Genomic DNA, 23,859 nt, shown 5'->3' on the forward strand with positions numbered 1-23,859 from the left:
GGTCAAGGCGGGGCTCAGGTGGCGAGCCCCTGGGTCAGCCAGCGCAGCGGGTTGTCGTGGGTGATCAGGCGGATGACGTCCTCGGCCGTGCCCGCCTCGCGCAGCCGCGGCAGCAGCGCCTGGAACAGGTGGGCGTACCCCGGCCCGTCGTAGCGGCGCACCTGCGCCACCCGGCTGAGGCCCGTGCTGAGCAGCAGGCGTTCGGCGTGGCCGTCCTCGATGAGGCCGAGCGCGATCCTGGCCGCCTGCTCGGCGCCCAGGCCCAGCGTGCCCAGGCTCACGTACGCGCCCGACTCGGCGATCTTCCTGGCCGCGCCCAGGTCGGTGCCCGCGTAGCCGACGGCGATGCGCGAGCCCGGCAGGTTCTGGCCGAGCAGGATCTCCAGCAGTGCCAGGGCGTTCTTGCCGTGGGTGGCGACGGGCAGGCGCGAGCGCAGGGAGGCGCGGGCGGCGGCGACCAGGCAGCGCTCCTCGCGCGCCGTGGGCTCGGCGCCCCAGCAGCCGACCTCGCCGATCACGCCGGGGAAGACGCCCGTCCCGTCCACGCCGCTGACGATCTCCTCCATCAGGCGGGCGGTGAGCGTGTCCACGTCCTCGTCGCCGACGTTCGTGAACGGCTCGGCGAACAGGCCGGTCGAGGCGATCACCGGCACCCGGCTGCCCGCCGCGATGCGGGCCAGGGCGGCGGCGTCGCGGCCCATGCCCATGCAGGTCAGGTCCACGACCAGGCCGAGCTGCTCGGACTGGCGCAGCTCGCGCAGCTCCGCGCTGACCGTCATCTCCTCGTCGAGCCAGCGGTGCGGGTCGGAGTCGATGCCGACCGCCCAGCGCATGTCGGTACGCAGGTGCTCATGGGGGAGAACGGTGCCGTCGATGGCGGCCAGGCGTACAGGGCCGGTGACGGTACGGAGCAGAACCTCGGGCATAACAGACATTAACCGATGTTTGCCGGATAAATGCTGATCAGGCGGGAAATTTTACCGATAGAAGGGTTTGGTGGTTTGCTAGTCGTCTGCAAGTGGGCAGGGGGAACCGGGTCGTATCCTGGGTGGCACACTGACAGCCGGGGGGACTTGTGCCGATTCCGAACTCCGACACGGGCGAAGCCGACGTGATCAAGAATGAGGCCGCCGATCATTCCAGCATGCCCGGGCGCCGCTCCGGGTTCCGAGGCTGGCTGGACGGCGTACGTTCCACGCGCGCGGGAGCGCTCACCCTGAAGATCGTGGTCGGCGTGATCGGCGCCGTCATGGTCATCGGCGGGTTGATCATGGTGCCGTTCCCCGGCCCTGGCTGGCTCGTGGTGTTCGCGGGCCTGGCGGTGCTGGCCACCGAGTTCCACTGGGCGCACAAGGTGCTGGAGTTCGGCAAGCAGACGCTGCACGCCTGGACGGAGTGGTACAAGCGGCAGGGCTGGACCGTGCGCATCATCGTGCTGATCGTCACGGTGGCCGCCGCGGCGGTGATCGTCTACTTCGGCCTGCTCACGCTGGGCATCGACGTCATCGAGATCGCCCAGCGCTACATCTGACCCCGCCCGCATCCAGACCCGGTGGTTATCACCGCCGGGATCGCGGCGCTCCGCTGTCTATTCTGCGGGCGTGATCGCTCACCTGGTCGTCGCGCTGTCCCTCACGTTCTCCACCGCCGTCGCGCCCGCTCGGGCGGACGTGGTGCTCCCCGGCACCGGTGGTGTGAAATATCAGGAAAAAGCGGGCGATCCGGTACGTCTGGCCGCCTACGGGCTCGGCACCCGGCGCACCTACCTGCGATCGGCCACCGGCAACGCCTTCACCTGGGAGAAGACGCTGTCCGAAGTGTCGGTCTCGCCGGGCGACCGCTGGACCGCCGGCGTACCGGCCGCGTACCGCTCCGGCTACGACAGCCTCGTCGTCACCGACCGCACCACCGGGCGCAGCACCAGCATCCGCACCGTCAAGAAGCCGATGACCGCCTCCTACGTGTCCTGGTCGCGCGACGCCAGGCGGGTGGCGCTCACGGTCGAGCGGAAGAGCGCCGGCAAGTGGCGGGTGCTCGGCTTCACGGTCGTGGACGTGGTCTCCAAGACCGCCCGCACGGTGCGCATCTCCGGCCTGAGCGCGGAGGCGGGCTTCTGGTGGAGCCCCGACGGCAACCTCGTCTCCCGGCACGGCGCCGGCCTGCGCGTCCACCGGGTCTCCGACGGGGCCGTGCTGCGCACGTACGCGGGCGCGGGGCTGCCGACGGGGCCCGAGGACGCGTTCTCGCCCTCGGGCAGGCGGCTGGTCACCTGGTGCCCGGCACGCCTCAGCGAGCACGTCTGCCTGATCGACCCGGCCACCGGCAGGATCGCCCAGCGGGTGGCGGCGCGGCCGGAGGCGGTGTTCGGCTGGTGGGACGACAGCCATCTCATCGCCGTCGTGGCGCACCGCGGCGCCTACCGCCTGGCGGTGCTCGACCTGCGCGGCCGGGTGACCCGCGTGCTGGCCGGCCTGCCCGCCCGGACGTGGGCCGCCGACCTGTGGCTCAACTTCACCCGGACGCGGGCGTCATAGGTACAGGCCGGTGCCGTGGTCGGTCTCCTGGGTGGCCACGGCGTGCAGGTCGCGCTCGCGCATCACCAGGTACACCTTGGCGTGCACCTCCACCTCGAACTGGTCCTCGGGGTTGAACAGCACCTTGTCGCCCACCTTGACCGAGCGCACGTTCGTGCCGACGCCGCAGACCTCGCCCCACGCCAGGCGGTTGGCCATCTTGACCGTCGCGGGAATGACGATCCCGGAGCCGCTGCGCCGCTCCTCGGCCTCCTGCTCCAACCTGATCATGACTCGGTCGTGCAGCATCTGAATCTCGAACTTGGGCTCTACCACAGGCTCAAGTTTACGAGCAGCCGGAGGCGCGGACCCCCAGGACGCTCACACCGGCGACCTACCGTGACCGGGGTGATCATGGCAGGATGACGTCATGATCATGGCCTTCGGCGAGACCGGCTGGCAGTGGCTGAACGCTCCGGGGCAGTGGACCGTGGACGACGGCCTGAGCCTCTTCTGCGACCGGAGCACGGACATGTGGCGCACCACCCACTACGGCTACGTCACCGACAACGCGCACCTGTTCGGCCGCACCGTCCCCGGCGACCTGCGGCTCACGGTCACCTTCACCGGCGAGTACGCCGAGCAGTATGACCAGGCCGGCGCCGTGCTGCGGATCGACGAGCAGCACTGGATCAAGGCCGGGGTGGAGTACGTCGACGGCGGCTTCCACCTCAGCACGGTCGTGACCAGGCAGTTCTCCGACTGGTCGGTGCTGCCGCTGGGACGGGCGGCCGGCTCGGTGACGTTCGACCTGGAGCGGACGGGCGACGCGGTCACCGTGCGCTACGGCCTCGACGGCGCCGCGCCGGAGACCATGCTGCGCCTGGCCTACCTCCCGCCCGGCGAGCCCGCGCTGGCGGGCGCCATGGCCGCCGCCCCCGTCGGCAAGGGCTTCGCCGTCCGCTTCACCGACCTGCGCCTCACGGCAGCCTGAGCTCGGCGAACACCGGCCGGTGATCGGTGCCGTGCAGCTTCAGCACCTGGAAGCCGCGCACCGCCATCCGCGAGTCCGCCAGCACGTGGTCGATGGTCACCCCGGGCGACTGCACCCACGACCCGAACTGCGGCCAGGTCACCACGAACCCCAGCCCCATCACGTCGGCGGCGTCCCGGTAACCGGAGGCCAGCAGGTCCCGCACCGCCAGGTGGTCGAGCGTGGCGTTGAAGTCGCCCGCCAGCACCCGCAGCGCGTCGCCGCCCCTGGGCAGCGCCTCCAGCCCCGCCTCCCAGCACGGCTGCCGGCCGATCCGCTTGGGCGCGCACGGGTGCACCGAGACGACCTCGATCCGCTTCCCGCCCGGATGCGACAGCCACGCCCTGGCCTGGCCGAACGCGCCGATCTTGATGAATCCGCCGTCCTTGAGCGGATGCCGCGCGTACACGGCGGACCCGCCCACGCCCGTCAGCGGCTTGGTGACCGCGTGCGGCAGGGCCCGGCGCAGCCCGGCCCGCTCCAGCCGCCGCATCGCGTCCGGTGTGAACTCCTGCAGCGCCAGCACGTCCGGTTTCAGCCGCCCGACCAGCGCGACCAGCTCGGCCGAATCGGCCTGGCCGACCATCAGGTTGGCCGCCAGCACCCGCAGCTCGGGCCCGCCGGCGTCGGGGTTGCCGTCCGTGAGCCCGCGCGGCAGCACGGCGGGCACCAGGGCCAGCACCGACACCAGCGCGAGCGTGCCCGCCGCCCACCGCCGCAGCACGCAGGCCAGCGCCAGCGCGAGCACGGCCGCGCACACCGCGTACGGCGTGTACGCCACCGCCGGCACCCACGGCCAGTCCGGCTCGGACCCGCTCAGCCGCACCGCCGCCCACAGGGCGAAGGGCACCACCACGATCCAACTCGTCCACGTACGCACGACCTGTATCGCCATAAATCCGGGTTCGGGTTCATGAGAAGGTGTGCACCATGCAAGAGGCAGAGACCAGGGTCCTCGACGCCATCGACGAGGCCGAAACCGTGAACCTGCTGGCCGAGACCGTCAGGGTCCCCAGCGTCACCGGCACCGACGCCGAGTCCGACCTGCAACACCGGATGGCCCGCCTGCTCACCGAGGCGGGCATGGACGTGGACGTCTGGAAGCTCGACCTCGCCGGCCTGACCACCCGCCCCGGCTTCCCCGGCACCGAGGCCCCGAGGGTGGAGGGGTACGGCGTCGTGGCCGTCACCCCGGGCGGCGAGGGCCCGCCCGCGCTGGCTCTGCAGGGTCACGTGGACGTCGTGCCGACCGGCGACCTGGCCAAGTGGGCGGGCAGCGACCCGTTCGCCGCCCGGATCAGCGGCGACGTGCTGCACGGGCGGGGTGCCTGCGACATGAAGGCCGGCCTCGTGGCGAACCTGGCGGTGGCCCGCGCGATCAAGAAGTCCGGGATCAGGCTGGCCAGGCCGCTGGCCGTGCACTGCGTCATCAGCGAGGAGGACGGCGGGCTCGGCGCGTTCGCCACTCTGGCCAGGGGCCACACGGCCGAGGCCGCGGTGATCAGCGAGCCCACCAGCGGCGCGGTGATCACCGCGAACGCGGGCGCGCTGACGTTCCGGCTGGAGATCGCCGGCCGGGCCGCGCACGGCGCCACCCGGTACGAGGGCGTCAACGCGATCGAGGCGTTCTGGCCGGTGTTCCAGGCGATCAGGCGGCTGGAGGCCGAGCGCAACAGGGACGTGCCCGAGCTGTTCGCGGGCAACACGATGCCGTACCCGATCGAGGTCGGCACCGTGCGGGCGGGCGACTGGGCCAGCACCGTGCCCGACCTGCTCATCGCGGAGGGGCGGCTCGGCGTGCGGCTGGAGGAGGACCCGGCGGCGGCGCGGGCGGCGTTCGAGGAGGCGATGGCGGAGGTCGATGACCCGTGGCTGCGCGCCAACCCGCCGGTGGTGACCTGGCCGGGCGGGCAGTTCGCCAGCGGCAGGCTGCCGGCCGGGCACGAGCTGCTCGACCAGGTGGGCCGGGCCGTCGAGGACACCACCGGCGCGCGGCCCGCGCAGACGGCGGCGCCGTACGGGAGCGACCTGCGCCTCTACGCGGCGGGCGGCATCCCGACGCTGCACTACGGCCCCGGGGACGTGCGGTTCGCGCACGCCCCCAGGGAGCAGGTCGCGCTGCGGGAGCTGCGCGAGGTCACGCGGGCACTGGCACTGCTCGCTGTGCGCCGCTGCGCAGCACTCTGACCAGGGCGGCGGGGCTCAGCAGCGCCTGCGGGGGGTCGTAGAGGTTCGTCACCCGCAGGAAGCGCCGCGTCAGCTCGGCATCGTGCGCGGCGGCGGCGTGGAACCGGTCGAGGTAGGCACCGATCAGCCGCATCTTCGCTGTCGGACTGCCGGACGTGGTGGGCAGCCGCAGGTCGGCGCCGACCGTGATCTCCCAGGGGATGTCCACAACGGCGGCGATCCGCCGGAAGAACGCCCGCGGGCTCAGGTCCGGGTCGAGCAGCTGCCTGGCCTCCAGCGCGGCGACCGTCATGCCCTGGCCGTAGAGGGGGTTGACGGAGCAGACCGCGTCGCCGGTGACCAGCAGGCCGTCGGGGAAGGCGGCCAGCCGCTCGTAGCGGCGCCTGACGGCGGTCGGCGTGTGGTACGAGCGCGGCTCCCCGAGCGGCTCCGCCGTCATGACCAGGTGGTGCAGGTCGGGCGCCGTCAGGGTGGCGGCGAAGGCGGCGAAGTCGCCGGGGCCGCGCGGCGGGCCCTCGCTGTACCCGGCCAGGGTGACGACCCAGCGCTCGTCCTCCAGCGCCAGCGCCACCCCGGCCCGCGGCACCCCGGGCGTGCAGCCGACGACGGCCAGCAGGTCCCCGGCGAGGTGGTCGTCGCGGCGGCGGAACTCGCGGCTGGCGTAGCGCAGGTCGATCGTGACCCGCTCCTCCTTCGGCGGCCGGCAGCCCAGGTCGCTGAGCCAGAACGGCGTGCGCGAGCCGCGGCCCGCGGCGTCCACGACGAGGTCGGCCGGGATGCGGTCACCCTCGGCGAGCCGCACCCCCGTGACGCGGCCCTGGCTGGCCAGCAGCCCGGTGATGGTCCGCTCGGCCAGCACCCGCACGCCGGGCAGGGCGCTCACCCTGCGCCGCACCTGGCCCTCCAGCAGGGGCCGGCTGACCAGCAGCGCCGTGAGCCCGCTCGGGCCGCGCGCCAGCCGGTGGCCCGCATGCACGTGGCGGGCCCTGTCCTGCATGTCGCCCCTGATCGCGCCCTGCGCGACCAGCTCGGCCGTGAGGCCGGGCAGCAGCTCGTCCATGACCTCGCTGCCCCGGGCGAGCAGCCCGTGCGCGTGCCGGCTCTGCCCGACGCCTCTGCGATGGGCGTCCACGGCCGGCAAGGTGTCCCGGTCGAGCACCGTGACCTGCGCGAAGCGGCGGTGCAGGGCCGCGGCGGACAGCAGGCCGGCGATGCTCGCTCCGATGACGACGGCGTGGTCCATCATGTCTCCCCCTGTGCGGCTGTTCTGAGCATTCGGCAGAGGGTCGCCCGCGGATGGTTCTGTTTCCACGTCTTTTGGCGCGTTCCGCCGCGAGCGCAGTGGACTAGAGTCCGGATGGTGCGGGAAACGTCGCTGGAGCTGCTGATGAGCCGGCCCGTCCAGGAGCGGGCGGACGCGGCGCGCAACCGGGAGAAGGTGCTGGCCGCTGCGGCGCGGCTGTTCGCGGAGAAGGGCGTCGACGCGGTCTCGATGGACGCCGTGGCGGCCGAGGCCGGCGTGGGCAAGGGCACGCTGTTCCGGCGCTTCGGCGACAAGTCGGGGCTGGCGGTGGCTCTGCTCGACTCGCGCGAGCGCGACCTGCAGCAGCGCATCCTGTCCGGGCCGCCGCCGCTCGGGCCCGGCGCCGAGGCGGGGGAGCGGCTGGTCGCGTTCGTCCGCGCCTACCTCGGCTTCCTCTTCGCCCACCTCGACCTGGTCCGCATGTCGGAGACGGCCAGCCCCGGCGCGCGGTACCGCATCGGGGCGTACTGGTTCTGGCACCGGCACGTGACGATCCTGCTGGCGCAGGCCAGGGGCGGCGACGCCGACGTCCTGGCGCACACGCTGCTGGCGGCCATGCAGGCGGAGCTGGCGGAGGTGCTCCAGGGCGAGTACGGCCGCGACCGCGCGATCGCCGCCGTCACCACCCTGGCCACGGCGCTGACCTAGGAGGAGGCGCTCACCCGTCGGCGCGCTTCGGGAACGATGAGCGGAGTGCCCGACTGCGGGTCCTGGATGATCTCACAGCGCAGGTCGAACACCTCGTGCACCAGCTCCGAGGTGACGATCTCCGTGGGGTCGCCCTCGGCCACGATCTGCCCGCCGCGCATCACGATGAGGTGCGTGGCGTACCGGCACGCCTGGTTGAGGTCGTGCAGCACGGCCACCATGGTCCGCCCCTGCTCGTGCAGCTCGGCGCAGAGGTCCAGCACCTCGATCTGGTGGGAGATGTCGAGGAACGTGGTCGGCTCGTCGAGCAGCAGGATCGGCGTCTCCTGGGCCAGCGCCATGGCCAGCCACACCCGCTGCCGCTGCCCGCCCGACAGCTCGTCCACGATCCGGTCGGCCAGCTCGGCCACGTCGGTGGCGCGCATGGCCTCCGCCACGGCGGTCTCGTCGGCCTTCGACCACTGCCGCATGAGCTTCTGGTGCGGGTACCGGCCACGGGCCACCAGGTCCGCCACGGTGATCCCGTCGGGCACGATCGAGCTCTGCGGGAGCAGGCCGAGCCGCCGCGCCACCTCCTTCGACGGCAACGAGGTGATCACGCTGCCGTCCAGGTGCACGGCGCCGGTCCTCGGCTTGAGCATCCTGGCCAGCGCTCGGAGCAGGGTGGACTTGCCACAGGCGTTCGGGCCGATGATCACGGTGAACGACTCGTCGGGGATCGCCACGCTCAGGTCCGTGGCCACGACGCGCTGGTCGTAGGCGAGGGTCAGGCCGGTACCGGACAGGCGGCAGGCGGATTCCATCAGTGGCGGTCCTTTCGCAGAAGCAGGACGAGATAGGTGCCGCCGATGGCGGCGGTCAGCACACCGACGGGGAGCTGGGTGGGGGCGAGCACCCGCTGCGCGGCCAGGTCGGCGGCGGTCAGCAGCACGGCGCCCATGAGGGCGGAGGAGGTCAGCGTCACGCCGGGGGAGCGGGTCAGCCGCCGGGCGAGCTGCGGCGCGGCCAGCGCGACGAAGATGACGGGCCCGGCGGCGGCGGTGGCCACCCCCGACAGCAGCACGCCGGCCGTGACGGCCGCCGCGCGGACGAGCTCGACCTTGATGCCCATGGCCTTGGCCGCGTCGTCGCCCATCTCGATCATCCGCATCGGCCGCGCGATGTACAGGCACAGCGGCAGCAGCACGAGCAGCGCCAGCGCCACGGGCCAGGCGTGGTCCCAGCCGCGCCCGCCGAGGCTGCCGGTGAGCCAGGCGCCCGCGTTGGCCGCGTCGTTGATGTTGGCCCGGGTCAGCAGGTAGGAGTTGACGGCCAGCAGCAGCGCGTTGGCCCCGATGCCGACCAGGACGAGCCGGTAGCCCTGCACGCCTCCCCGGTAGGCCAGCAGGTACACCAGCGCGGCCGTGATCACGCACCCGGCCAGCGCGCCGCCGGCGATCATCATGGCGGAGCCGCCCGCGACCACGGCCAGGATGCCGCCCGTGGAGGCGCCGGCGGTGAAGCCGATGAAGTCGGGGCTGCCCAGCGGGTTCCTGGTCAGGCTCTGGAAGATGGCTCCGCTGAGCCCGAACGCGGCCCCGACCAGCAGCCCGGTCACCACGCGCGGCGCGCGCAGCTTGCCGACGATCAGCTCGGCGACGGGGGTGCCCTGGCCGAAGAGGGCCGAGACGATGTCCGGCACGGGCACGGTGAACTCGCCCGTGGACAGCGCTGCCACGGTGACCAGGAAGCCGATCACGATCAGGGCGGCGCTGACGAGCAGGGCGCGCGGTGCGAGCCGTACGGACCAGGAGCCGACGCGGACGTTCACAGCGCCGCCACCCGCTTCCGCCGGGCGAGCATGATGAAGATCGGCGCGCCGATCACCGCCCACACGATGCCCACCTGCACCTCTCCGGGCCGGGCGATGAGCCGCCCGATCACGTCGGCGCCCAGCAGCAGGATCGGCGCGGCCAGCGCCGAGTACGGCAGCACCCACCGCTGGTCGGGGCCCACCAGGGCACGCACCGCGTGCGGCACGATCAGCCCGACGAACACCAGCGGCCCGGCGGCGGCGGTGGCCGCGCCGCACAGCAGCGTGACGGCCACGCCGGTGAGGAGCCTGGTCCTGTTGACGTTCACGCCGAGCGCCTTGCCGGCGTCCTCGCCGAGGGCCAGCATGTTCAGCGGCCTGGCCAGCAGCAGCCCGAGCACCAGCCCGGCGACCATGAACGGCGCCAGCCGCACCAGCGTGTCGGCCGTCTGCCCGGCCAGCGAGCCGGTCAGCCAGAACCGCATGCGGTCGAAGGTCTGGGAGTCCATGCGCAGGATGGCCGAGGAGATGGCCGTGCACACCATGCCGAACGCGACTCCGGCCAGCGCCAGGCGTACCGGGCTGGAGCCGGCGCGACCGGCGGAGGCCAGCGAGTACACCGCGACCGAGGCCAGCGCGGCCCCGCCGAAGGCGAACCAGACGTAGACGACGGGGTCGGAGAGCCCGAACAGGCCCAGCGCCAGCGTCACGCCGAGCGCGGCGCCCTGGTCGATGCCGAGCAGCCCGGGGTCGGCGAGCGGGTTGCGGGTCAGGCTCTGCATGAGCGCGCCCGCCAGCCCGAGCGTGGCGCCCACGCCGAGGCCGAGCAGCGTGCGCGGGACGCGCAGCTCACGGATGACCGTGTGGTCGTTGGAGCCGTCCGGCGCGACGAAAGCATCGATCACCGTGCCGAACGGCACCGAGCGGGCACCCAGCGCCACGCTCGCCATGGCGACCAGGGCCACTAACCCCACCGTGACGACCAGCCCGGCGACGAGCACCGAAGGACGTCCCTTGGCCTTGCGTCCGCCGTCTTCCTGGCCCGCTCCGGCCGCGACCGTTACCTCAGCCGGGCGCACCCGACCCCCTCTCGTAGCAAGTCAAACTTAGGCAAGGCTAATCTAATGGCCACACAAGAAGGCAAGCCTAACCTTAGGAGATGTACATGTCGGGACCGGTACTGGCTCGCAGGGGCTTCCTGTCGGGCGCGGCGGGACTCGCGGCGGCCCTGACACTCGCGGCATGCGGTGACGGCGGCGCGAGCACGCAGGCGACCTCCGGAGCGTCGGCCCCGGCTTCCTCCGCCGCCGCCCAGGGCTGGACGTTCACCGACGACCGCGGCAAGAAGCTGGAGCAGCCCAAGGTCCCCACCAAGATCGTCGCCCAGGTGGGCGCCGCGGCCGCCCTGTGGGACTTCGGCGTGCGCCCGATCGCGGTGTTCGGCCCGCACAAGCTGAAGGACGGCAGCAAGGACCCGCAGGTCGGCAACGTGGACATCACCAAGGTCACGGGCCTGGGCAACGTGTGGGACGAGTTCAACGTCGAGCAGTACATCGCGCTGCAACCCGACCTCCTCGTCAGCAGCATGTACATCAACGGCACCCTCTGGTACGTGCCCGAGAAGTCCAAGGACACCATCGAGCAGGTCGCCCCGACCGCCGGCATCATGCTCACCGGCAAGAGCGCCACCGAGGTGATCGGCAAGTACGAGGAGCTCGCCAAGTCGCTCGGGGCCACCATGGAGGGCGTGCCCGAGGCCAAGGCCCGCATGGAGGCGGCCACCAAGGAGCTGGCCCAGTTCAAGGACCTCAAGATCCTCCTGGCGTCGGGCGGCGCGGACGCGTTCTGGGTGGTCAACCCGCCCGAGTACCCGGACATCGTGCACCTGGTGAACGCGGGCCTGAACGTCGTCACGCCGTCCAAGGTGGACGAGGGCGGCTTCTTCCAGACGCTGAGCTGGGAGAACGCCGACGAGTACGACGCCGACGTGATCCTCTACGACACGCGTACGCAGGCGCTCAAGCCCGAGGAGATGATGAAGAAGCCCACCTTCGCCAAGCTCCCCGCGGTCAAGGCCGGCCAGCTCTACCCATGGTCCGCCGAGGCCCCCTTCAGCTACCAGGGCTACGCCACCTTCCTGGAGGAGCTGGTGGCGAACCTGAAGAAGGCCCAGCCCATCAAGTAGGGCCCCTCAAGCAGGGCCCCCTCAGTAGGCGCCCCGCACCTCGACGATCTCGGCGAGGGGGAACTCCAGGTAGTCGCCCGCCTCCTCGCACCAGGCGTCCAGCGCGGCGCCCTTCAGCTCGCCGTGGCTGATGGTGGCGGTCAGCCCGCCGGTCAGCGTGATGCCGGCGCGCACGCCCCGGTCCACCACGAACCCGAGCAGCGACTGCTGCGCCGTCGGCAGCCTGGTCGCCATCCGGCCGATGATGGCCCAGGTGCGCCCGTGCCTGTTGTCGTCGGCCCGGCCGGCGGCGACCAGTCGGCGGGCGTGCTCGTACGGGTCGGGCGGCGGCTCGGCCAGCATGTGCGGCGGCGCCTCGAACTCCGCCAGGCCGGGGAAGTCGGACAGCTCCGCCACCTGCCCGCCCGGCAGCAGGATGAGCTTGCCGGGCACGCTCTCCTCGACCCTGGCCCGGTGGATGGTGATCTCGCCGGTGTCGGAGACGGGCACGGGGGAGTAGCCGACGTCGCGCAGCGCGGCCAGGGTGCGGTCGGCCGGCGCGGCGCTGACCAGCACCGTGGGCGCCAGCAGGCGCAGCCCGAGCCGGCCCAGCCGCCGGTGCGCGGCGATCTCGGCCAGCAGGGTCGGGTCGGTGGCCTGCACCACGCAGCCGACCGTGGTCACCGTCACCTCGCCGTGCCGGCGGGCGGTGTCGCGGACCAGGTATTCGAGCGGCTGCGGGATGGTGCCGACCGCGGCCAGCTCGTCGAGCAGGTCGTCGGCGTCGTAGCCCTGGTCGAGCGCGCGCCGCACGCTCGGCGTGGTGAAGCGCCACACCGAGGCGGCGCCGCGCGACTCGCGGTCGGCGCAGCGGTCGAGCAGCGCCGCCAGCTCCGCCGACGGCGGGCCGGTGACGACCGCGGTCAGGTCGGGCCCGAACAGCGCGCTCCTGCGCACGCTGGCCAGCGCCCTGGTGGCCGCCTCGGCCAGCACCGGGTCGTGCTCCACCATGGGCACGGCGTCGTCGTTCTCGTCGCCGGGCCGGGCCGTCAGGCCGGCCAGCGCGCGGCCGAGGTCGGTGAGCGTGTTGTTGGCCAGCAGGCCGAGCAGCCTGGCCTCGTCGAGCACGGCGGGCGCGCACTCGCGCAGCAGCGCCCTGTCGATCAGCGGGGCGTGCCAGTGCACGCCGGCGACGAGGCTGTCGCGGTCGGCGAAGGCCGTACCCGCGGGCAGGTGGGCGAGCACCGCCAGCACGGCCCTGCGCACCTGGGCGATCGCGGCGCCCGCGGGGTCGTCGCCGAGCACGGTGCCGTACTTGCCGTCGATCTTGCGCAGCGAGGAGCGCTCCATGCGCCACCACGCGGCCAGCAGCACCCGCAGCCGGGCCGAGCCCTCGTCGAGCCGCCACCGGTCGAACCGCTCGGTGGGGATCATGCCGCCGGACGGCTCGTCCCAGGCCAGCAGCCTGGCCACCGCGCACACCTCCAGCAGCAGCCGCGTCTCGTCCTCGTCGCAGCCGGTCTCCTTGGCGATCCTGCGCACCTCGCGCACGCCCACGCCGCCGGTCTTGAGCAGCGGCAGCGGCGACTTGGAGGTGTTGTCGAGCAGGGCCGCGCACCGCTCGACCACGTGCGGCGCGGCCAGCGTCATCAGGTGGTCGACCTCCTCGGGATCGACCGGGAGCGTGGCCACCTCGGGCGCCTCGGGCAGGAAGGCCGGGTGGTAGCCGGAGCCGCGCAGGCAGATCGCCACCTCGCGGGGGATCTCGGCCTTGTGCCAGCTCGGCCGGAAGAGCAGGCCGTGGTCGGCGCACCACCGCTCGGGCGTGCCCGGGCTGACGAAGCGGGCGCCGTCGACGCTCAGGGCGGGGCCCTCCCAGGCGAAGCGGTCGAGCAGCGGGACGGTGCCCTCGGGGGCGTGCCGCATCAGCGCCCTGATGCGGTCGATGTCGCTGAGTGCCTCGATGACGCGGGTGATCATGCGGCGCTTGTTGCCCTGCACGGGCAGGCCGAGGTTACGCGCGAGGGTGTGCAGCGCGTCGTTGCTGATGGACCAGGCGTTGAGGTAGTGCTCCAGCGGCTCGCCCAGGCTGAGCGGCGCCGTCCACCAGCGCGCGACGCCTTCGGCGAGACGGATGACGCCGTCGTCGCCCGGCCAGGCCAGCGCGTGGTCGTAGAGGGTCTCCAGCCAGGGGGACACCTCCTCCACCGGGCTGCTGAGGAAGCGTGCCAGCGACTCTTCTGTGGGGCGGGTCATGGCCAGGGCGGTCTCGGCGACCTGCAGGCAGGGCAAGGGCAGGCCGCGCAGGGTCTCGATCACGGCGACGGCGTTGCCGAGCCGCTGGGCCAGGGTGTCGAGCCGCCTGGGCCAGGGCGCGGCGATGGCGTCGGGCCGGTTGGCCAGGATGCGGCCAAGCCTGTCCTCGTCCAGTGTTCGCAGCCAGCCGAGCAGGTGATCTTCCATCTGTCAGCACTCTCATGGGGTCGCGCGCGGGACTCACCGTGAGCCATGACCATCCACGGTAATGCAGATCACCCCCGGTCAGGAGAGGACTGCCCAGACGATCTTTCCGTGAGGCGCGAGTGCGGACCAGCCCCAGCGGAGGCTGAGCGATTCGACGATGTGGAGTCCGAGGCCGCCGGTGTCAAGGGGGCCAGGGTATCGCAGCACCGGGACCGAGGAGCCTGGATCGGTGAAGGCGCTGGTCACCAGCGGCCCCCGGCGGACGAGGGACATGTGGACCGAGCGCTCGCGGGACGGGTCGTCGAGGCACAGGCCGTGCCGCAGCGCGTTGGTGGCGAGCTCGGAGACCACCAGCTCCATGTTGTCGGCCAGCTCGCCCAGACCCCAGCCGGTCAGCGCGCCCACGGTGAAGACGCGGGCGGAATGGACCGAGGCGGCGGTGGGCGGGAGGACGAACGTGGCGCTCGTGGAGGGGCCGGGGACCAGCAGATCGCGGGCGGCCTCCGGCCACCAGCCGACAGGGGGCCACCAATCGAACGTGGTCCACTGGCCGGGTGCCGTGGTGGATTGCACGTGATCATTCTGCTGCAAACTCTCGTGCAGGTGCAAGAGCGAATGCACGTGCAGACAACTCGTGCAAGCGCTACGGTTGCCCTCAAATGGTCAATATGGGGGAAAGGGGATCTTGTCCGCGGCCCATGATCTTTCGGCCGTGAAGTGACAGACTGTAGGTGCATACTCCGCTACCCTGCGGTCGCCCGTACAAAAGGGGCGTATCGCGGGTGGGCAACTTCGCTACGTGCGGTGGGCGCCGCCGAGAACGGTGCGGTCCCTCCGTGTTGCAAGGAAACGACCCTTCGGGGATATAGGACCCTTCAGGGATAGGACCAAGGAGCAGCACGTGTCGATTGATCCGCCCGGGACCGGTTCAACCGTTCGGCGCATCATGCTGGGGGCGAGTCTCAGGCGCCTCCGCGAAGCCAGCGGGCTCGACCGGGCACAGGCCGGATTCCACATCCGGGCGTCCGAGTCCAAGATCAGCCGCATGGAGCTCGGCCGCGTCGGCTTCAAGACACGTGACGTGGAAGACCTGCTCACCTTGTACGGCGTCGTCGACGATGCCGAACGCCGTGCCCTGCTGGAGATGGTGCGCGAGGCCAACACCCCCGGGTGGTGGCACAAGTACTCGGCCGAGTTGCCGTCGTGGTTCACCACGTACATCGGCCTGGAGGAGGCCGCGAGCGTGATCCGTACCTATGAGGTGCAGTTCGTGCCCGGCCTGCTGCAGACGGCCTCGTATGCGCGTTCAGTCTTCAAGCTCGGCAACCCCGATGCGAGTCCGGAGAGAATCGAACGGCGCGTGCACATGCGCATGCAGCGCCAGGAGCGTTTCACCCAGAAAGACGGACCCCGGCTGTGGGCCGTCATCGACGAGGCGGCGCTCAAGCGGACCATCGGCGGGCGGGAGGTCATGTCCGAGCAGCTCCGGCATCTGCTGGAAGTCGCTGCCCTGCCCAACATCACCCTCCAGGTGATGCCCTTCAGATTCGGCAAGCACGCCGCTGAGGGGGGCGCGTTCAGCATCTTGCGGTTTCCCGAGTCCGATTTGTCGGACGTTGTCTACGTCGAGCAGCTCTGGGGTGCCCTGTACCTGGACAAGCGTGAGGACATCGACCCGTATCTCACGGCCATGGAGCAGTTGTGCGTGGAGAGCACCACGCCAGGGGGCACCGTCGAGCTCATCGGCGGTCTTCTCAGAAAGATGTAGATGAACCAGACCTACAACGGCATGCCGGCGGCGGACCTGACCCAGGTCGCCTGGCGTAAGAGCCGCTACAGCAACTCGCAGGGCAACTGCGTCGAGCTCGCCGAGCTCCCCGACGGTGGCATCGCGGTGCGCAACTCGCGTTTCCCGGACGGCCCTGCTCTCATCTATACCCGCGACGAGATCCGGGCCCTGGTGCTCGGGGTGAAGGACGGAGAGTTCGACGGCCTGCTCGTGTAACAGCATGTTCACATCCGGCGCGCCCGCGTAACGGGGGCGCGCCGGAGGCGTAACCGCCCGGCCTCGTCCCTCGGCCAGGATTCGGGTCATGCTCGACCAGATGACTCTGTATCCGATCGCCGACGACGTGCTGTTCGCGCCGGGCGGCAAGGTCGTGATCCGCACTTATGGCGTCGCGCCCGCCACCACGGGCGCCTCGGTCTCCTACCGCACCTGGGTGACCGGCATCAGGGACCAGCCGCGTTACTGGCACTGGGGCCACTTCGAGGACGCCGCGTCCGGGCACCGCAAGGTTCTCGAGTGGCTGACCGGGCGGGGGCCCCAGCCTTCCCAAGCGCTGTCCTGATCGCTATCCTCTGAGCCAAGCAATCGCTTGGTAGCCGAAGTGGGTGGCTCGGAGGAGGCGTGGTGCGGCGCGCGATCCATCTGATCGAGGAGGTCGACTTCCGGCCGATGAACTCCAGGCGACCGCTGGAGTACCTCACCTGGCTGACCCGCTACAAGCGCGAGGACGAGGAGCGCACCGCCCCCGAACTCACCTCCGGCATGTCCATCAGGTCGCGCGAGATCGACCTCGTGGGCGCCTTCTACGCGGTCGGCATCACCGGCCATCCCCAGTTCAAGGCCGTCACGCTGTGGGACTGCCACGGCGGCTGGGACGGCGGCTGGCGGCAGATGATGGAGATCTACCAGGGCGTGGACGAGCGCCTGTTCCTGTCCGACATCGACGACCTGCGCTTCTCCGCCTACTCGCGGCCGCTCGGGGCCGTGCCCGGCTGCCCGCCGCTGGCCGAGGCGCCCGCCGCCGAGCTCTACCTCTTCGAGAGCGCCCGCGTGCGTCCCGGTGCCGCGCTCGACTACCTGCACGCCGTACGCACGGAGCGGGCCCCGCTGCTCGCCGAGCACGGCCACACCCTCGTCGGCCTGTACGAGGTGCTCTTCTGCGACAGTGAGGCGGTCACCGTCTGGGCCGTCTCCCTCGACGACCACCTGGCCACCCAGCGCGCCCGCGACGCCGCACTCGGCCTCGACGACGAGGTGGAGCCGGATTCTCGGCTGCTGGACTGGGGAAAACGCGCGCGCGACTACCTTGAAGGCCGCTGGCGTGAGACGCTTCTGGCACCGTTCCCCGGCTGCCGCCTGGCACCAGGGACCCCGCCGGGTTAACGTCGGCTGCGGAGGTGGCCATGACGGACTCCTACCTCTACAACGGGCAGAGCCCAGACGACCATGTCGCCTCGTGCCCTGACTGCAGCGCCGCGATCGCGCTGCTCGACAAGCCGGAGACGGCCGTCGAGCCGCCGCCCTCGCTGCGCGAGGCCGTGCTGTCCATGGCGCGCAGGCGCCGCAGCCCGGCCGTGCTGCCCGTGGCGACGGTGGCGGTCCCGTACGCCGAGCAGGTCGCGCTCATGGACGACCTGCTGGCCGAGCTGAGCGCGCCCGACTGGGAGGCCCCCGTCGCGCGGCACGGCACGATCAGGGGCATGGTCGAGCACCTGGTCGCCAACGACGCGACCGTGGCCAGGTTCATGGGCGTGGCGGGCGCGGGCGTGGCGACCATGGCCGTGCCGCTCCACCGGCGCTGGCGCGAGCAGGCCGGCTCGCTGCTGCAGCGCGTGTCGGCGGGCAACGAGGTGCTGCTGGGCGTGGAGGTGGCGCTGGCCGGCACCAGCCCCACGCCGGTGCGCGCGCCGCTGCGCCAGGCCATGATCCAGCGCACGTTCGAGACGTGGACGCACGCCGACGACATCAGGGCCGCCACCGACCGCTCCAGGGCCGAGCCCCGGCCCGAGCACGTGCGCATGATCGCCGAGTTCGGCCTGGCGATGCTACCGCGCGCGATGAAGGGCCCGCGCCGCGACGTCTCCGCCACCGTGGTGCTGACCGGCTCCGGCGGCGGCACCTGGACCATCCCGCTCTCGCCGACCTCCGACCACGTGGGGGTGCTGATCTCGGCCGACGCCGTGGAGTTCTGCCGGCTGCTGGCCAACCGGTTGCCGCCCGACTGCTTCCCGTACGCCGCCGAGGGCGATCCCGCGGTCGCCCGCGACCTGATCCGCGCCGCCGCCACGCTGGGATGCGACTGATGAGCGACATGGACCTGTGCGCGCGACTGACGGCCGGCGACCTCGCCGCGCTCGCCGACGCCTACGACCAGCACGGCCCGTACGTGTACGGCGTGGCCGTCAAGGTCACCGGCAGCCAGACGTACGCGGAGGAGGTCACCCAGAACGTGTTCACCGCGCTCTGGGAGCAGCCCCTGTCCTACGATCCCAGCCTGGGGTCGTTACGGGGCTGGCTGGTGAGCAGGGCCCTGCACGAGTCGGCCCTGCGCACGAAGGTCTAACCCCGGCATCCGGGGGGCGTCAGACGGGGGCGTTCCATGCCATGAGCACCGGCTCGGCGTGCTCGAAGCCGAGTCGCGAGTAGGTGCCCGTGTCCAGCTTCAGCAGCCTGCCGTCCTCGGGCGCCAGGCCCAGCCAGCGGGCGGCCAGCACGCGCAGGAAGTGGCCGTGCGCCACCAGCGCCACCCGCCCCTCCGCCTGCCTGGCGCGCTCGATCACCCGGTCGGCGCGCGCGCCCACCTGCGCCGCGCTCTCTCCGGGATGCTCGGCGTCGCCCGGGATCACCCCGTCACGCCACAGGTACCAGCCCGGCCGGGTCTTCCTGATCTCCGGCGTGGTGATGCCCTCGTAGCCGCCGTAGTCCCACTCCCACAGGTCGGCGTCCACCTCCGAGCGGGTCAGCCCGGCCAGCTCCGCCGTGCGGCGGGCGCGCTGGGCGGGGGAGACCAGCACCAGGTCGATCGGCTCCTTCACCAGCGGCGCCAGGGCCCTGGCCTGCTCCTCGCCGTGCTCCGTCAAAGGCAGGTCGGTACGGCCGGTGTGCTTGCCCGCCTTGCTCCATTCGGTCTCTCCGTGCCGGAGCAGCAGCATCTCGTTCATGGCTCCCATCATCGGGCACGACCGTTCTCAACCTGAGGCCAGGTCTTCCACGACGGGCTCGAAGGCGTCCAGATCCCGCTCGTGGTGCAGCACGAAATACGACAGGTCATGCTCGTCACGCCAGTACCGGAGCTTGTCGACGATGTCCTGCCGCGTGCCGAGCAGCACCTGCGGCGTCTCGTCCAGCGCGCTGCTGTCGGCCGCGCTCCACGCCTCCTCCGCCTTCCGCTCGCCCGCCTGGATCACGCTGGTGCCCAGTTCGAGCGCCGCGTACCGCTCCCCGGCCGCCTCGCGTACGGCGGCGAGCTTGTCCAGCAGCGCCCGCACCCCGCCGTCGCGTAGGTCGGGCCCGCTGCCGTCGGGCCGCACCCGCATCCCGATGTTCACGACGTCGGCCTCCTGAGCCGCCAGCCGCACCATCCGCGCCCCGCCCGCCCCGATCACGATCGGCGGCCGGGGCCGCTGGAGGGGCTTGGGCCGCTGGTCGAGCCCGGAGATCCGGTAGTGCCGTCCCTCGAAGTGGAACGGCCCCTCCCCCCAGAGCCCCTTCAGCACGGCCAGCGCCTCCCGCAGCCGCTCGACCCGCACCCCGGGCGGCTCCAGCGCCAGCCCGGCGCCCGCGTAGTCGCCGGCCATCCACCCGGTCCCGATCCCGACCTCCAGCCGCCCGCCGGACAGCACGTCCAGCGTGGCCGTCTCCTTGGCCAGCACGGCCGGATGCCGGAAGTCGTTGGCGAACACCAGCGTGCCCACCCGCAGCCTCGTGGTGGCGCAGGCGGCGGCCGTGAGCGCGGCGATGGGGGCGAACCTGGGGCCGACGAGGTGATCGGGCACGAGCAGCACCTCGAACCCGGCGCCCTCCAGCCGCCTGGCCTTCTCCGCCCACGCCTTGCCCGACTCCGCCTCCCGCACCACCGCCCCGAACCTGAACCGCCGCACATCTCCTCCTACCAAGTGCTTGGTTGGGACCATTGTGGCGTACGGGCCCGCGCGGCGCGACAGGCGTCGAGCGGCGGCCGGACATCGAGGTCTTACCAAGCGCTTGCTTTAGGTGCCAGACTGAGGGCATGGAGATCCCGGTGCGTCAGGTGACCGACGACGAGGCGGCGTTCTTCGCCGAGCACGGCTGGGTGCGGCTCGGCCGGCTGGTCCCGCCCGGCACCGCCGCCGAGCTGCGCGAGCGGGCCACGGGGTATCTGCGGGCGCGCTCCAAGCAGCACCAGACGCTCGTCGACCAGGCGTTCGGCCAGGCCAGGGACATCGCGGCCGGTGATGAGGCGTTCGCCGCGCTGACGATGAGCCCCGCGATGGGCCGCACCGCCGCACGGTTGCTGCGCGGTGTGCGGGCGGTCCGGGTGCAGGTCACCAACCTGCTGGTGAAGGAGCCGGGCGAGCACGGGGCCACCGAGTTCCACCAGGACTTCCCGTGGATGCCGATGGACCGCTCGGCCATGCTCACCGTCTGGCTGGCCCTGTCCGACGTGCCCGCCGACATGGGCTCGCTGCGTTTCTACGACGGCTCTCATCGCCACGGCGTGCTCGGCCGCAGCTTCACCCGCCCCCGCGACGACCAGCTCAGCCAGCACCCCTGGCTCAAGGAGCTGGAGCTGTCGCCGCCGCTCGACCTCAAGGCGGGGGACGCGACCGTGCACCACGCGCTGACCGTGCACGGCGCCCCCGCCAACCGCCGCGACACGCCGCGGCTGTCCTTCACCGTCACCTACTTCGACGCCGACGCCCTCTACACCGGCCTGCCGTACAAGCAGACCGACGGGCTCGGCCTCCAGGTGAACCGGCCGTTCGAGCACGAGAGGTTCCCGTGCCTGAAACCGTGAGGGGCCCCGTCGCCGACCTCGGGGCGACGCTCATGCACGAGCACGTCTTCGGGCTGAGCCCCGAGATCCTGTGGAACTGGCCGGACATCCCGGAGGGCTGGGACCTGGAGGCGCGGGCGCGCGAGGCGGCGGGCAAGCTCGACGCGCTCAAGGCGGCGGGCATCGACACGATCGTGGACCTCACCGTGGTGGGCCTGGGCAGGTACGTGCCCGCCGTGCAGCGGGTGGCCGAGCTGACCTCCGTCAACATCGTGGCCGCCACCGGCCTCTACACCTACGACGCGCTGCCGCCGTACTTCGCCAACCGGGGCCCCGGATCGTTGTTCGGCGGGCCGGACCGGCTGGCGGAGTTCTTCGTCAGGGACCTCACCGAGGGCATCGGGCGCACCGGCGTCAAGGCGGCCGTGCTGAAGTGCGCCTCCGACCACCTCGGCCTGACCAAGGGGTGCGAGCGGGTGTTCAGAGCCGTCGCCGAGGCGCACCTGGAGACCGGCGCGCCGATCACCACCCACTCCCACAGCGCGTCCAGGGGCGGGCTGGACCAGCAGAAGCTGCTCGCGTCGCTGGGCGTGGACCTGGGGCGCGTGGTCATCGGGCACGCCGGCGACTCGACGGACGTGGCGTACCTGGAGGAGCTGGTCGCCAACGGGTCGTACCTGGGCATGGACCGGTTCGGCATCGAGACGATCAGCCCGTTCGAGGACCGGGTGGCGATCGTGGCGGAGCTGTGCGAGCGCGGGCACGCCGATCGGATGGTGCTGAGCCACGACTCCTACTGCTTCAACGACCGCTTCGACGCCGAGGTCGTCCGGGAGCGGCATCCGCGCTACCACCTGCTGCACATCTCCCGCGACGTGCTGCCCGCGCTGCGCGCGCGGGGCGTCACGGACGACCAGATCCACCAGATGCTCGTCGTGAACCCCCGGAGGATCTTCAAGCCATGACCGAGCCCGCCATGACCGAGCCCGCCATGATCGAGGATTTCGACGTCGGGGCCGACTGGCACGTGGCCGCCCCGTACCCGTTCCTGGCCGGGCTGCGCGAGCACGCCCCGGTGTTCAAGAGCGAGCACCTGGGCGCGTACGTGCTGACCCGCTACGCCGACGTGCGGGCCGCGTACGGCGACCCCCGGCGCTTCTCCTCCCAGGGCTCCCTGACGATCTCCCGCAGCCTCACCAGGCAGACCAGGCAGAAGCTCGGCGAGCACGGCTCGTTCCTGTCCAGCTTCGTGGCGAACGTGGACCCGCCCGACCACACGCGCCTGCGCCGGTCGGTGTCGCGGGCGTTCACGCCGCGCGCGGTGGCCGCCATGGAGCAGCGCTTCAGGGCGCTGAACGAGGACCTGCTCGACCGCGTGGCCCCGCGCGGCCGGGCCGACTTCGTCAGCGAGATCGGCCACGAGCCGTCGATCAAGCTGACCGCCCGCTTCATCGGCCTGCCGGAGGCGGACGAGGCGTTCGTGCAGGCCCGCGTCAAGGACTGGTTCCAGCTCTTCCTCTCGCCGCAGCCGCCGGAGCGGCAGCTGGAGCTGGCCGACGGCTTCCTGACCTACCTCGACTACGTGGATCGCCTGGTCGCCGCGCGGGCCAAGGAGCCGAAGGACGACTTCACCTCCCTGATGACCTCGCTGATCGGGGAGGAGCTGACGCACCGCGAGGTGGTCGAGCTGATCTCCACGATTCTGCTCGGAGGCAACGACACCGTGCCGAACCAGCTCGGCAACACCGTGCTGCGGCTGCTGCGCGAGGGCGCCTGGCCGGTGCCGCCCGAGCTGGTCGCCAACGCCTCCGAGGAGTGCATGCGCATCGACGGGGCCTCGCTCGGCTCCTTCCGCTACGCGGCCGAGGACATCGCCCTGCACGGCGTGACGATCCCGCGCGGGGCCCTGGTGCTGCTGTCCACCGACTCGGCCGGGCACGACGGGAGCGTCTTCCCCGACCCGGACCGGTTCGTGATCGACCGGCCGAACGCCGCCGAGCATCTGGTCTTCGGCTACGGCATCCACTTCTGCGTGGGGGCCGCGCTGGGGCGGTTGCAGCTGCGTACGGCGCTGGAGGTGCTCGGCAGGCGGCTGCCAGGGCTGCGGCTCGCGCCCGGCCAGGCCGTCGCCTACCGCAGATCGATCGTGGGCCGCGGGCTGACGTCCCTGCTGGTGGAATGGTGAGCGGGCGCTTCGACGGCAAGGTGGCGCTCGTGACGGGCGCCGGGTCCGGCATCGGCGCGGCCTGCGCGGCCCGCTTCGCCGCCGAGGGGGCCTGCGTCGGGGTCCTCGACGTCAGCGCGGCGGGCGCGCGGGCCACCGCCGCCGCCATCCGCGCCCACGGCGGCACCGGGACGGCGCTGACCTGCGACGTCTCCGACGACAAGCAGGTGCGGGAGGCGATCGCGACGCTGGTGGCCTCCTTCGGCAGGGTGGACGTCCTGCACTCCAACGCGGCCGTGTTCGAGCCCGGCGTGTACGGGCGGGACCGCGAGCTGGAGACGCTCGACGTCGCCGTCTGGGACCGGACCATGGAGGTCAACCTGCGCGGCGCCATGCTCATGGTCAAGCACACGATGCCCGTCATGCCCGACGGCGGCGCCGTCGTCCTCACCTCCTCGGTGTCCGCCCTGGTGGGCGACACGGTGCACGCCGCCTACGGCGCCTCCAAGTCGGCGCTGATCGGCTTCACCCGGTACGTGGCCACGATGTACGGCTCGCGCGGCGTCCGCTGCAACGCGGTCGCGCCCGCCCTCGTCCTGACCCCGAACGCCCAGCGCGCGATGACCCCCGAGCAGCTCGCCGTGAAGCAGGCCGAGCGGCTGCTGCCGTGGGCCTGCTCGGTGGAGGACGTGGCCAACCTGGTGGCGTTCCTGAGCTGCGAGGAGTCCCGCTGCCTGACGGGCCAGACCCTGGTCATCGACTCCGGCACGCTCGCCCACCGGCCCCAGCACGCGGTTGAGCGGTGGCGCTCACGGCCATAGGTTGCAC

27 protein-coding genes are annotated in these 23,859 nt (G+C 72.1%); 16 read left to right on the top strand and 11 right to left on the bottom strand.

The window, feature by feature from the left end; all coding sequences use genetic code 11:
* Window positions 1-14: 14 nt before the first annotated feature.
* Window positions 15-926, bottom strand: a complete 912-nt coding sequence (locus tag LCN96_RS16075) for a phosphotriesterase family protein (RefSeq protein WP_225273432.1) — start codon at window positions 924-926, stop codon at window positions 15-17.
* A gap of 185 nt (window positions 927-1,111) precedes the next feature.
* Between LCN96_RS16075 and LCN96_RS16080 the strand changes: the two genes are divergently transcribed.
* Window positions 1,112-1,531: a TIGR02611 family protein gene (locus tag LCN96_RS16080; protein WP_225273433.1), complete on the top strand. Its 420-nt coding sequence runs from the start codon at window positions 1,112-1,114 to the stop codon at window positions 1,529-1,531.
* 70 nt (window positions 1,532-1,601) lie between these two features.
* Window positions 1,602-2,534 carry a TolB-like translocation protein gene (locus LCN96_RS16085; protein WP_225273434.1) on the top strand — a complete coding sequence of 311 codons (933 nt, stop codon included), beginning with the start codon at window positions 1,602-1,604 and terminating at the stop codon, window positions 2,532-2,534.
* Here the strand turns inward: LCN96_RS16085 and LCN96_RS16090 are convergent.
* Entirely contained in the window at window positions 2,529-2,822 is a 294-nt protein-coding gene (locus LCN96_RS16090) for a GroES family chaperonin (RefSeq protein WP_206067080.1), read from the bottom strand. The genes LCN96_RS16085 and LCN96_RS16090 overlap by 6 nt on opposite strands.
* Before the next feature lie 121 nt (window positions 2,823-2,943).
* Between LCN96_RS16090 and LCN96_RS16095 the strand changes: the two genes are divergently transcribed.
* Complete coding sequence (locus tag LCN96_RS16095; protein ID WP_225273435.1) at window positions 2,944-3,507, top strand: DUF1349 domain-containing protein; 564 nt, start codon at window positions 2,944-2,946, stop codon at window positions 3,505-3,507.
* Here LCN96_RS16095 and LCN96_RS16100 read toward each other — a convergent pair.
* Complete coding sequence (locus LCN96_RS16100; protein ID WP_225273436.1) at window positions 3,494-4,441, bottom strand: endonuclease/exonuclease/phosphatase family protein; 948 nt, start codon at window positions 4,439-4,441, stop codon at window positions 3,494-3,496. The genes LCN96_RS16095 and LCN96_RS16100 overlap by 14 nt on opposite strands.
* Before the next feature lie 35 nt (window positions 4,442-4,476).
* On the opposite strand from LCN96_RS16100, the gene LCN96_RS16105 reads away from it, so the two are divergent.
* Window positions 4,477-5,733, top strand: coding sequence for an ArgE/DapE family deacylase (locus LCN96_RS16105; protein WP_225273437.1), 1,257 nt, complete (start codon window positions 4,477-4,479; stop codon window positions 5,731-5,733).
* Here LCN96_RS16105 and LCN96_RS16110 read toward each other — a convergent pair.
* Window positions 5,684-6,979: an FAD-dependent oxidoreductase gene (locus LCN96_RS16110; protein ID WP_225273438.1), complete on the bottom strand. Its 1,296-nt coding sequence runs from the start codon at window positions 6,977-6,979 to the stop codon at window positions 5,684-5,686. The genes LCN96_RS16105 and LCN96_RS16110 overlap by 50 nt on opposite strands.
* 111 nt (window positions 6,980-7,090) lie before the next feature.
* Between LCN96_RS16110 and LCN96_RS16115 the strand changes: the two genes are divergently transcribed.
* On the top strand, window positions 7,091-7,684 hold the full coding sequence (locus LCN96_RS16115) for a TetR/AcrR family transcriptional regulator (RefSeq protein WP_225273439.1): 594 nt from the start codon (window positions 7,091-7,093) through the stop codon (window positions 7,682-7,684).
* Here LCN96_RS16115 and LCN96_RS16120 read toward each other — a convergent pair.
* The 3 genes from LCN96_RS16120 to LCN96_RS16130 are packed head-to-tail and all read right to left on the bottom strand — an operon-like array spanning window position 7,681 to window position 10,555.
* Complete coding sequence (locus LCN96_RS16120) at window positions 7,681-8,487, bottom strand: ABC transporter ATP-binding protein (protein ID WP_225273440.1); 807 nt, start codon at window positions 8,485-8,487, stop codon at window positions 7,681-7,683. The two genes, LCN96_RS16115 and LCN96_RS16120, sit on opposite strands and share 4 nt — an antisense overlap.
* Window positions 8,487-9,494 (bottom strand): FecCD family ABC transporter permease, encoded by a 1,008-nt coding sequence (locus LCN96_RS16125; protein ID WP_225273441.1) that lies wholly within the window; start codon window positions 9,492-9,494, stop codon window positions 8,487-8,489. The genes LCN96_RS16120 and LCN96_RS16125 overlap by 1 nt, the downstream gene beginning before the upstream one ends.
* Window positions 9,491-10,555, bottom strand: a complete 1,065-nt coding sequence (locus LCN96_RS16130) for a FecCD family ABC transporter permease (RefSeq protein WP_225273442.1) — start codon at window positions 10,553-10,555, stop codon at window positions 9,491-9,493. The genes LCN96_RS16125 and LCN96_RS16130 overlap by 4 nt, the downstream gene beginning before the upstream one ends.
* An 86-nt stretch (window positions 10,556-10,641) precedes the next feature.
* Between LCN96_RS16130 and LCN96_RS16135 the strand changes: the two genes are divergently transcribed.
* Window positions 10,642-11,661: an ABC transporter substrate-binding protein gene (locus tag LCN96_RS16135; RefSeq protein WP_225273443.1), complete on the top strand. Its 1,020-nt coding sequence runs from the start codon at window positions 10,642-10,644 to the stop codon at window positions 11,659-11,661.
* A gap of 21 nt (window positions 11,662-11,682) precedes the next feature.
* Here LCN96_RS16135 and LCN96_RS16140 read toward each other — a convergent pair whose 3' ends face one another.
* Window positions 11,683-14,103, bottom strand: coding sequence for a helicase-associated domain-containing protein (locus LCN96_RS16140; RefSeq protein WP_225273444.1), 2,421 nt, complete (start codon window positions 14,101-14,103; stop codon window positions 11,683-11,685).
* Window positions 14,104-14,181: 78 nt separating this feature from the next.
* The gene (locus LCN96_RS16145; RefSeq protein ID WP_225273445.1) at window positions 14,182-14,676 is read right to left on the bottom strand and encodes an ATP-binding protein; all 495 of its coding nucleotides are present in this window, start codon (window positions 14,674-14,676) and stop codon (window positions 14,182-14,184) included.
* Between the two features lie 373 nt (window positions 14,677-15,049).
* On the opposite strand from LCN96_RS16145, the gene LCN96_RS16150 reads away from it, so the two are divergent.
* The 6 genes from LCN96_RS16150 to LCN96_RS16175 all read left to right on the top strand — a co-directional run bounded on the left by LCN96_RS16150 (window position 15,050) and on the right by LCN96_RS16175 (window position 18,455).
* Window positions 15,050-15,871: a helix-turn-helix domain-containing protein gene (locus tag LCN96_RS16150; protein WP_225275990.1), complete on the top strand. Its 822-nt coding sequence runs from the start codon at window positions 15,050-15,052 to the stop codon at window positions 15,869-15,871.
* Window positions 15,872-16,108 (top strand): DUF397 domain-containing protein, encoded by a 237-nt coding sequence (locus tag LCN96_RS16155; protein WP_043632079.1) that lies wholly within the window; start codon window positions 15,872-15,874, stop codon window positions 16,106-16,108. It begins immediately after the preceding gene.
* 100 nt (window positions 16,109-16,208) lie between these two features.
* Window positions 16,209-16,454 carry a 3'-5' exonuclease family protein gene (locus LCN96_RS16160; protein ID WP_225273446.1) on the top strand — a complete coding sequence of 82 codons (246 nt, stop codon included), beginning with the start codon at window positions 16,209-16,211 and terminating at the stop codon, window positions 16,452-16,454.
* 62 nt (window positions 16,455-16,516) lie between these two features.
* Window positions 16,517-17,275: a hypothetical protein gene (locus tag LCN96_RS16165; RefSeq protein WP_225273447.1), complete on the top strand. Its 759-nt coding sequence runs from the start codon at window positions 16,517-16,519 to the stop codon at window positions 17,273-17,275.
* A gap of 20 nt (window positions 17,276-17,295) precedes the next feature.
* The gene (locus LCN96_RS16170) at window positions 17,296-18,195 is read left to right on the top strand and encodes a maleylpyruvate isomerase family mycothiol-dependent enzyme (RefSeq protein WP_225273448.1); all 900 of its coding nucleotides are present in this window, start codon (window positions 17,296-17,298) and stop codon (window positions 18,193-18,195) included.
* A complete protein-coding gene (locus tag LCN96_RS16175) occupies window positions 18,195-18,455 on the top strand; it encodes a sigma factor (RefSeq protein WP_225273449.1) in 261 nt (86 codons plus the stop codon). The genes LCN96_RS16170 and LCN96_RS16175 overlap by 1 nt, the downstream gene beginning before the upstream one ends.
* 19 nt (window positions 18,456-18,474) lie before the next feature.
* Here LCN96_RS16175 and LCN96_RS16180 read toward each other — a convergent pair whose 3' ends face one another.
* Entirely contained in the window at window positions 18,475-19,053 is a 579-nt protein-coding gene (locus tag LCN96_RS16180) for a histidine phosphatase family protein (protein ID WP_225273450.1), read from the bottom strand.
* Window positions 19,054-19,080: 27 nt separating this feature from the next.
* Complete coding sequence (locus tag LCN96_RS16185) at window positions 19,081-19,992, bottom strand: TIGR03621 family F420-dependent LLM class oxidoreductase (protein ID WP_225273451.1); 912 nt, start codon at window positions 19,990-19,992, stop codon at window positions 19,081-19,083.
* A 128-nt stretch (window positions 19,993-20,120) separates the two neighbouring features.
* Between LCN96_RS16185 and LCN96_RS16190 the strand changes: the two genes are divergently transcribed.
* From LCN96_RS16190 to LCN96_RS16205, 4 genes are read left to right on the top strand one after another with little or no spacing between them, the layout of a single operon-like run.
* On the top strand, window positions 20,121-20,888 hold the full coding sequence (locus LCN96_RS16190) for a phytanoyl-CoA dioxygenase family protein (RefSeq protein WP_225273452.1): 768 nt from the start codon (window positions 20,121-20,123) through the stop codon (window positions 20,886-20,888).
* Window positions 20,873-21,832, top strand: a complete 960-nt coding sequence (locus tag LCN96_RS16195) for a phosphotriesterase family protein (protein WP_225273453.1) — start codon at window positions 20,873-20,875, stop codon at window positions 21,830-21,832. The genes LCN96_RS16190 and LCN96_RS16195 overlap by 16 nt, the downstream gene beginning before the upstream one ends.
* Window positions 21,829-23,052 (top strand): cytochrome P450, encoded by a 1,224-nt coding sequence (locus tag LCN96_RS16200; RefSeq protein WP_225273454.1) that lies wholly within the window; start codon window positions 21,829-21,831, stop codon window positions 23,050-23,052. The genes LCN96_RS16195 and LCN96_RS16200 overlap by 4 nt, the downstream gene beginning before the upstream one ends.
* Window positions 23,046-23,852, top strand: coding sequence for an SDR family NAD(P)-dependent oxidoreductase (locus LCN96_RS16205; RefSeq protein WP_225273455.1), 807 nt, complete (start codon window positions 23,046-23,048; stop codon window positions 23,850-23,852). The genes LCN96_RS16200 and LCN96_RS16205 overlap by 7 nt, the downstream gene beginning before the upstream one ends.
* Window positions 23,853-23,859: the final 7 nt, after the last annotated feature.

This window comes from Nonomuraea gerenzanensis, assembly GCF_020215645.1.
GTDB classification, from domain to species: domain Bacteria; phylum Actinomycetota; class Actinomycetes; order Streptosporangiales; family Streptosporangiaceae; genus Nonomuraea; species Nonomuraea gerenzanensis.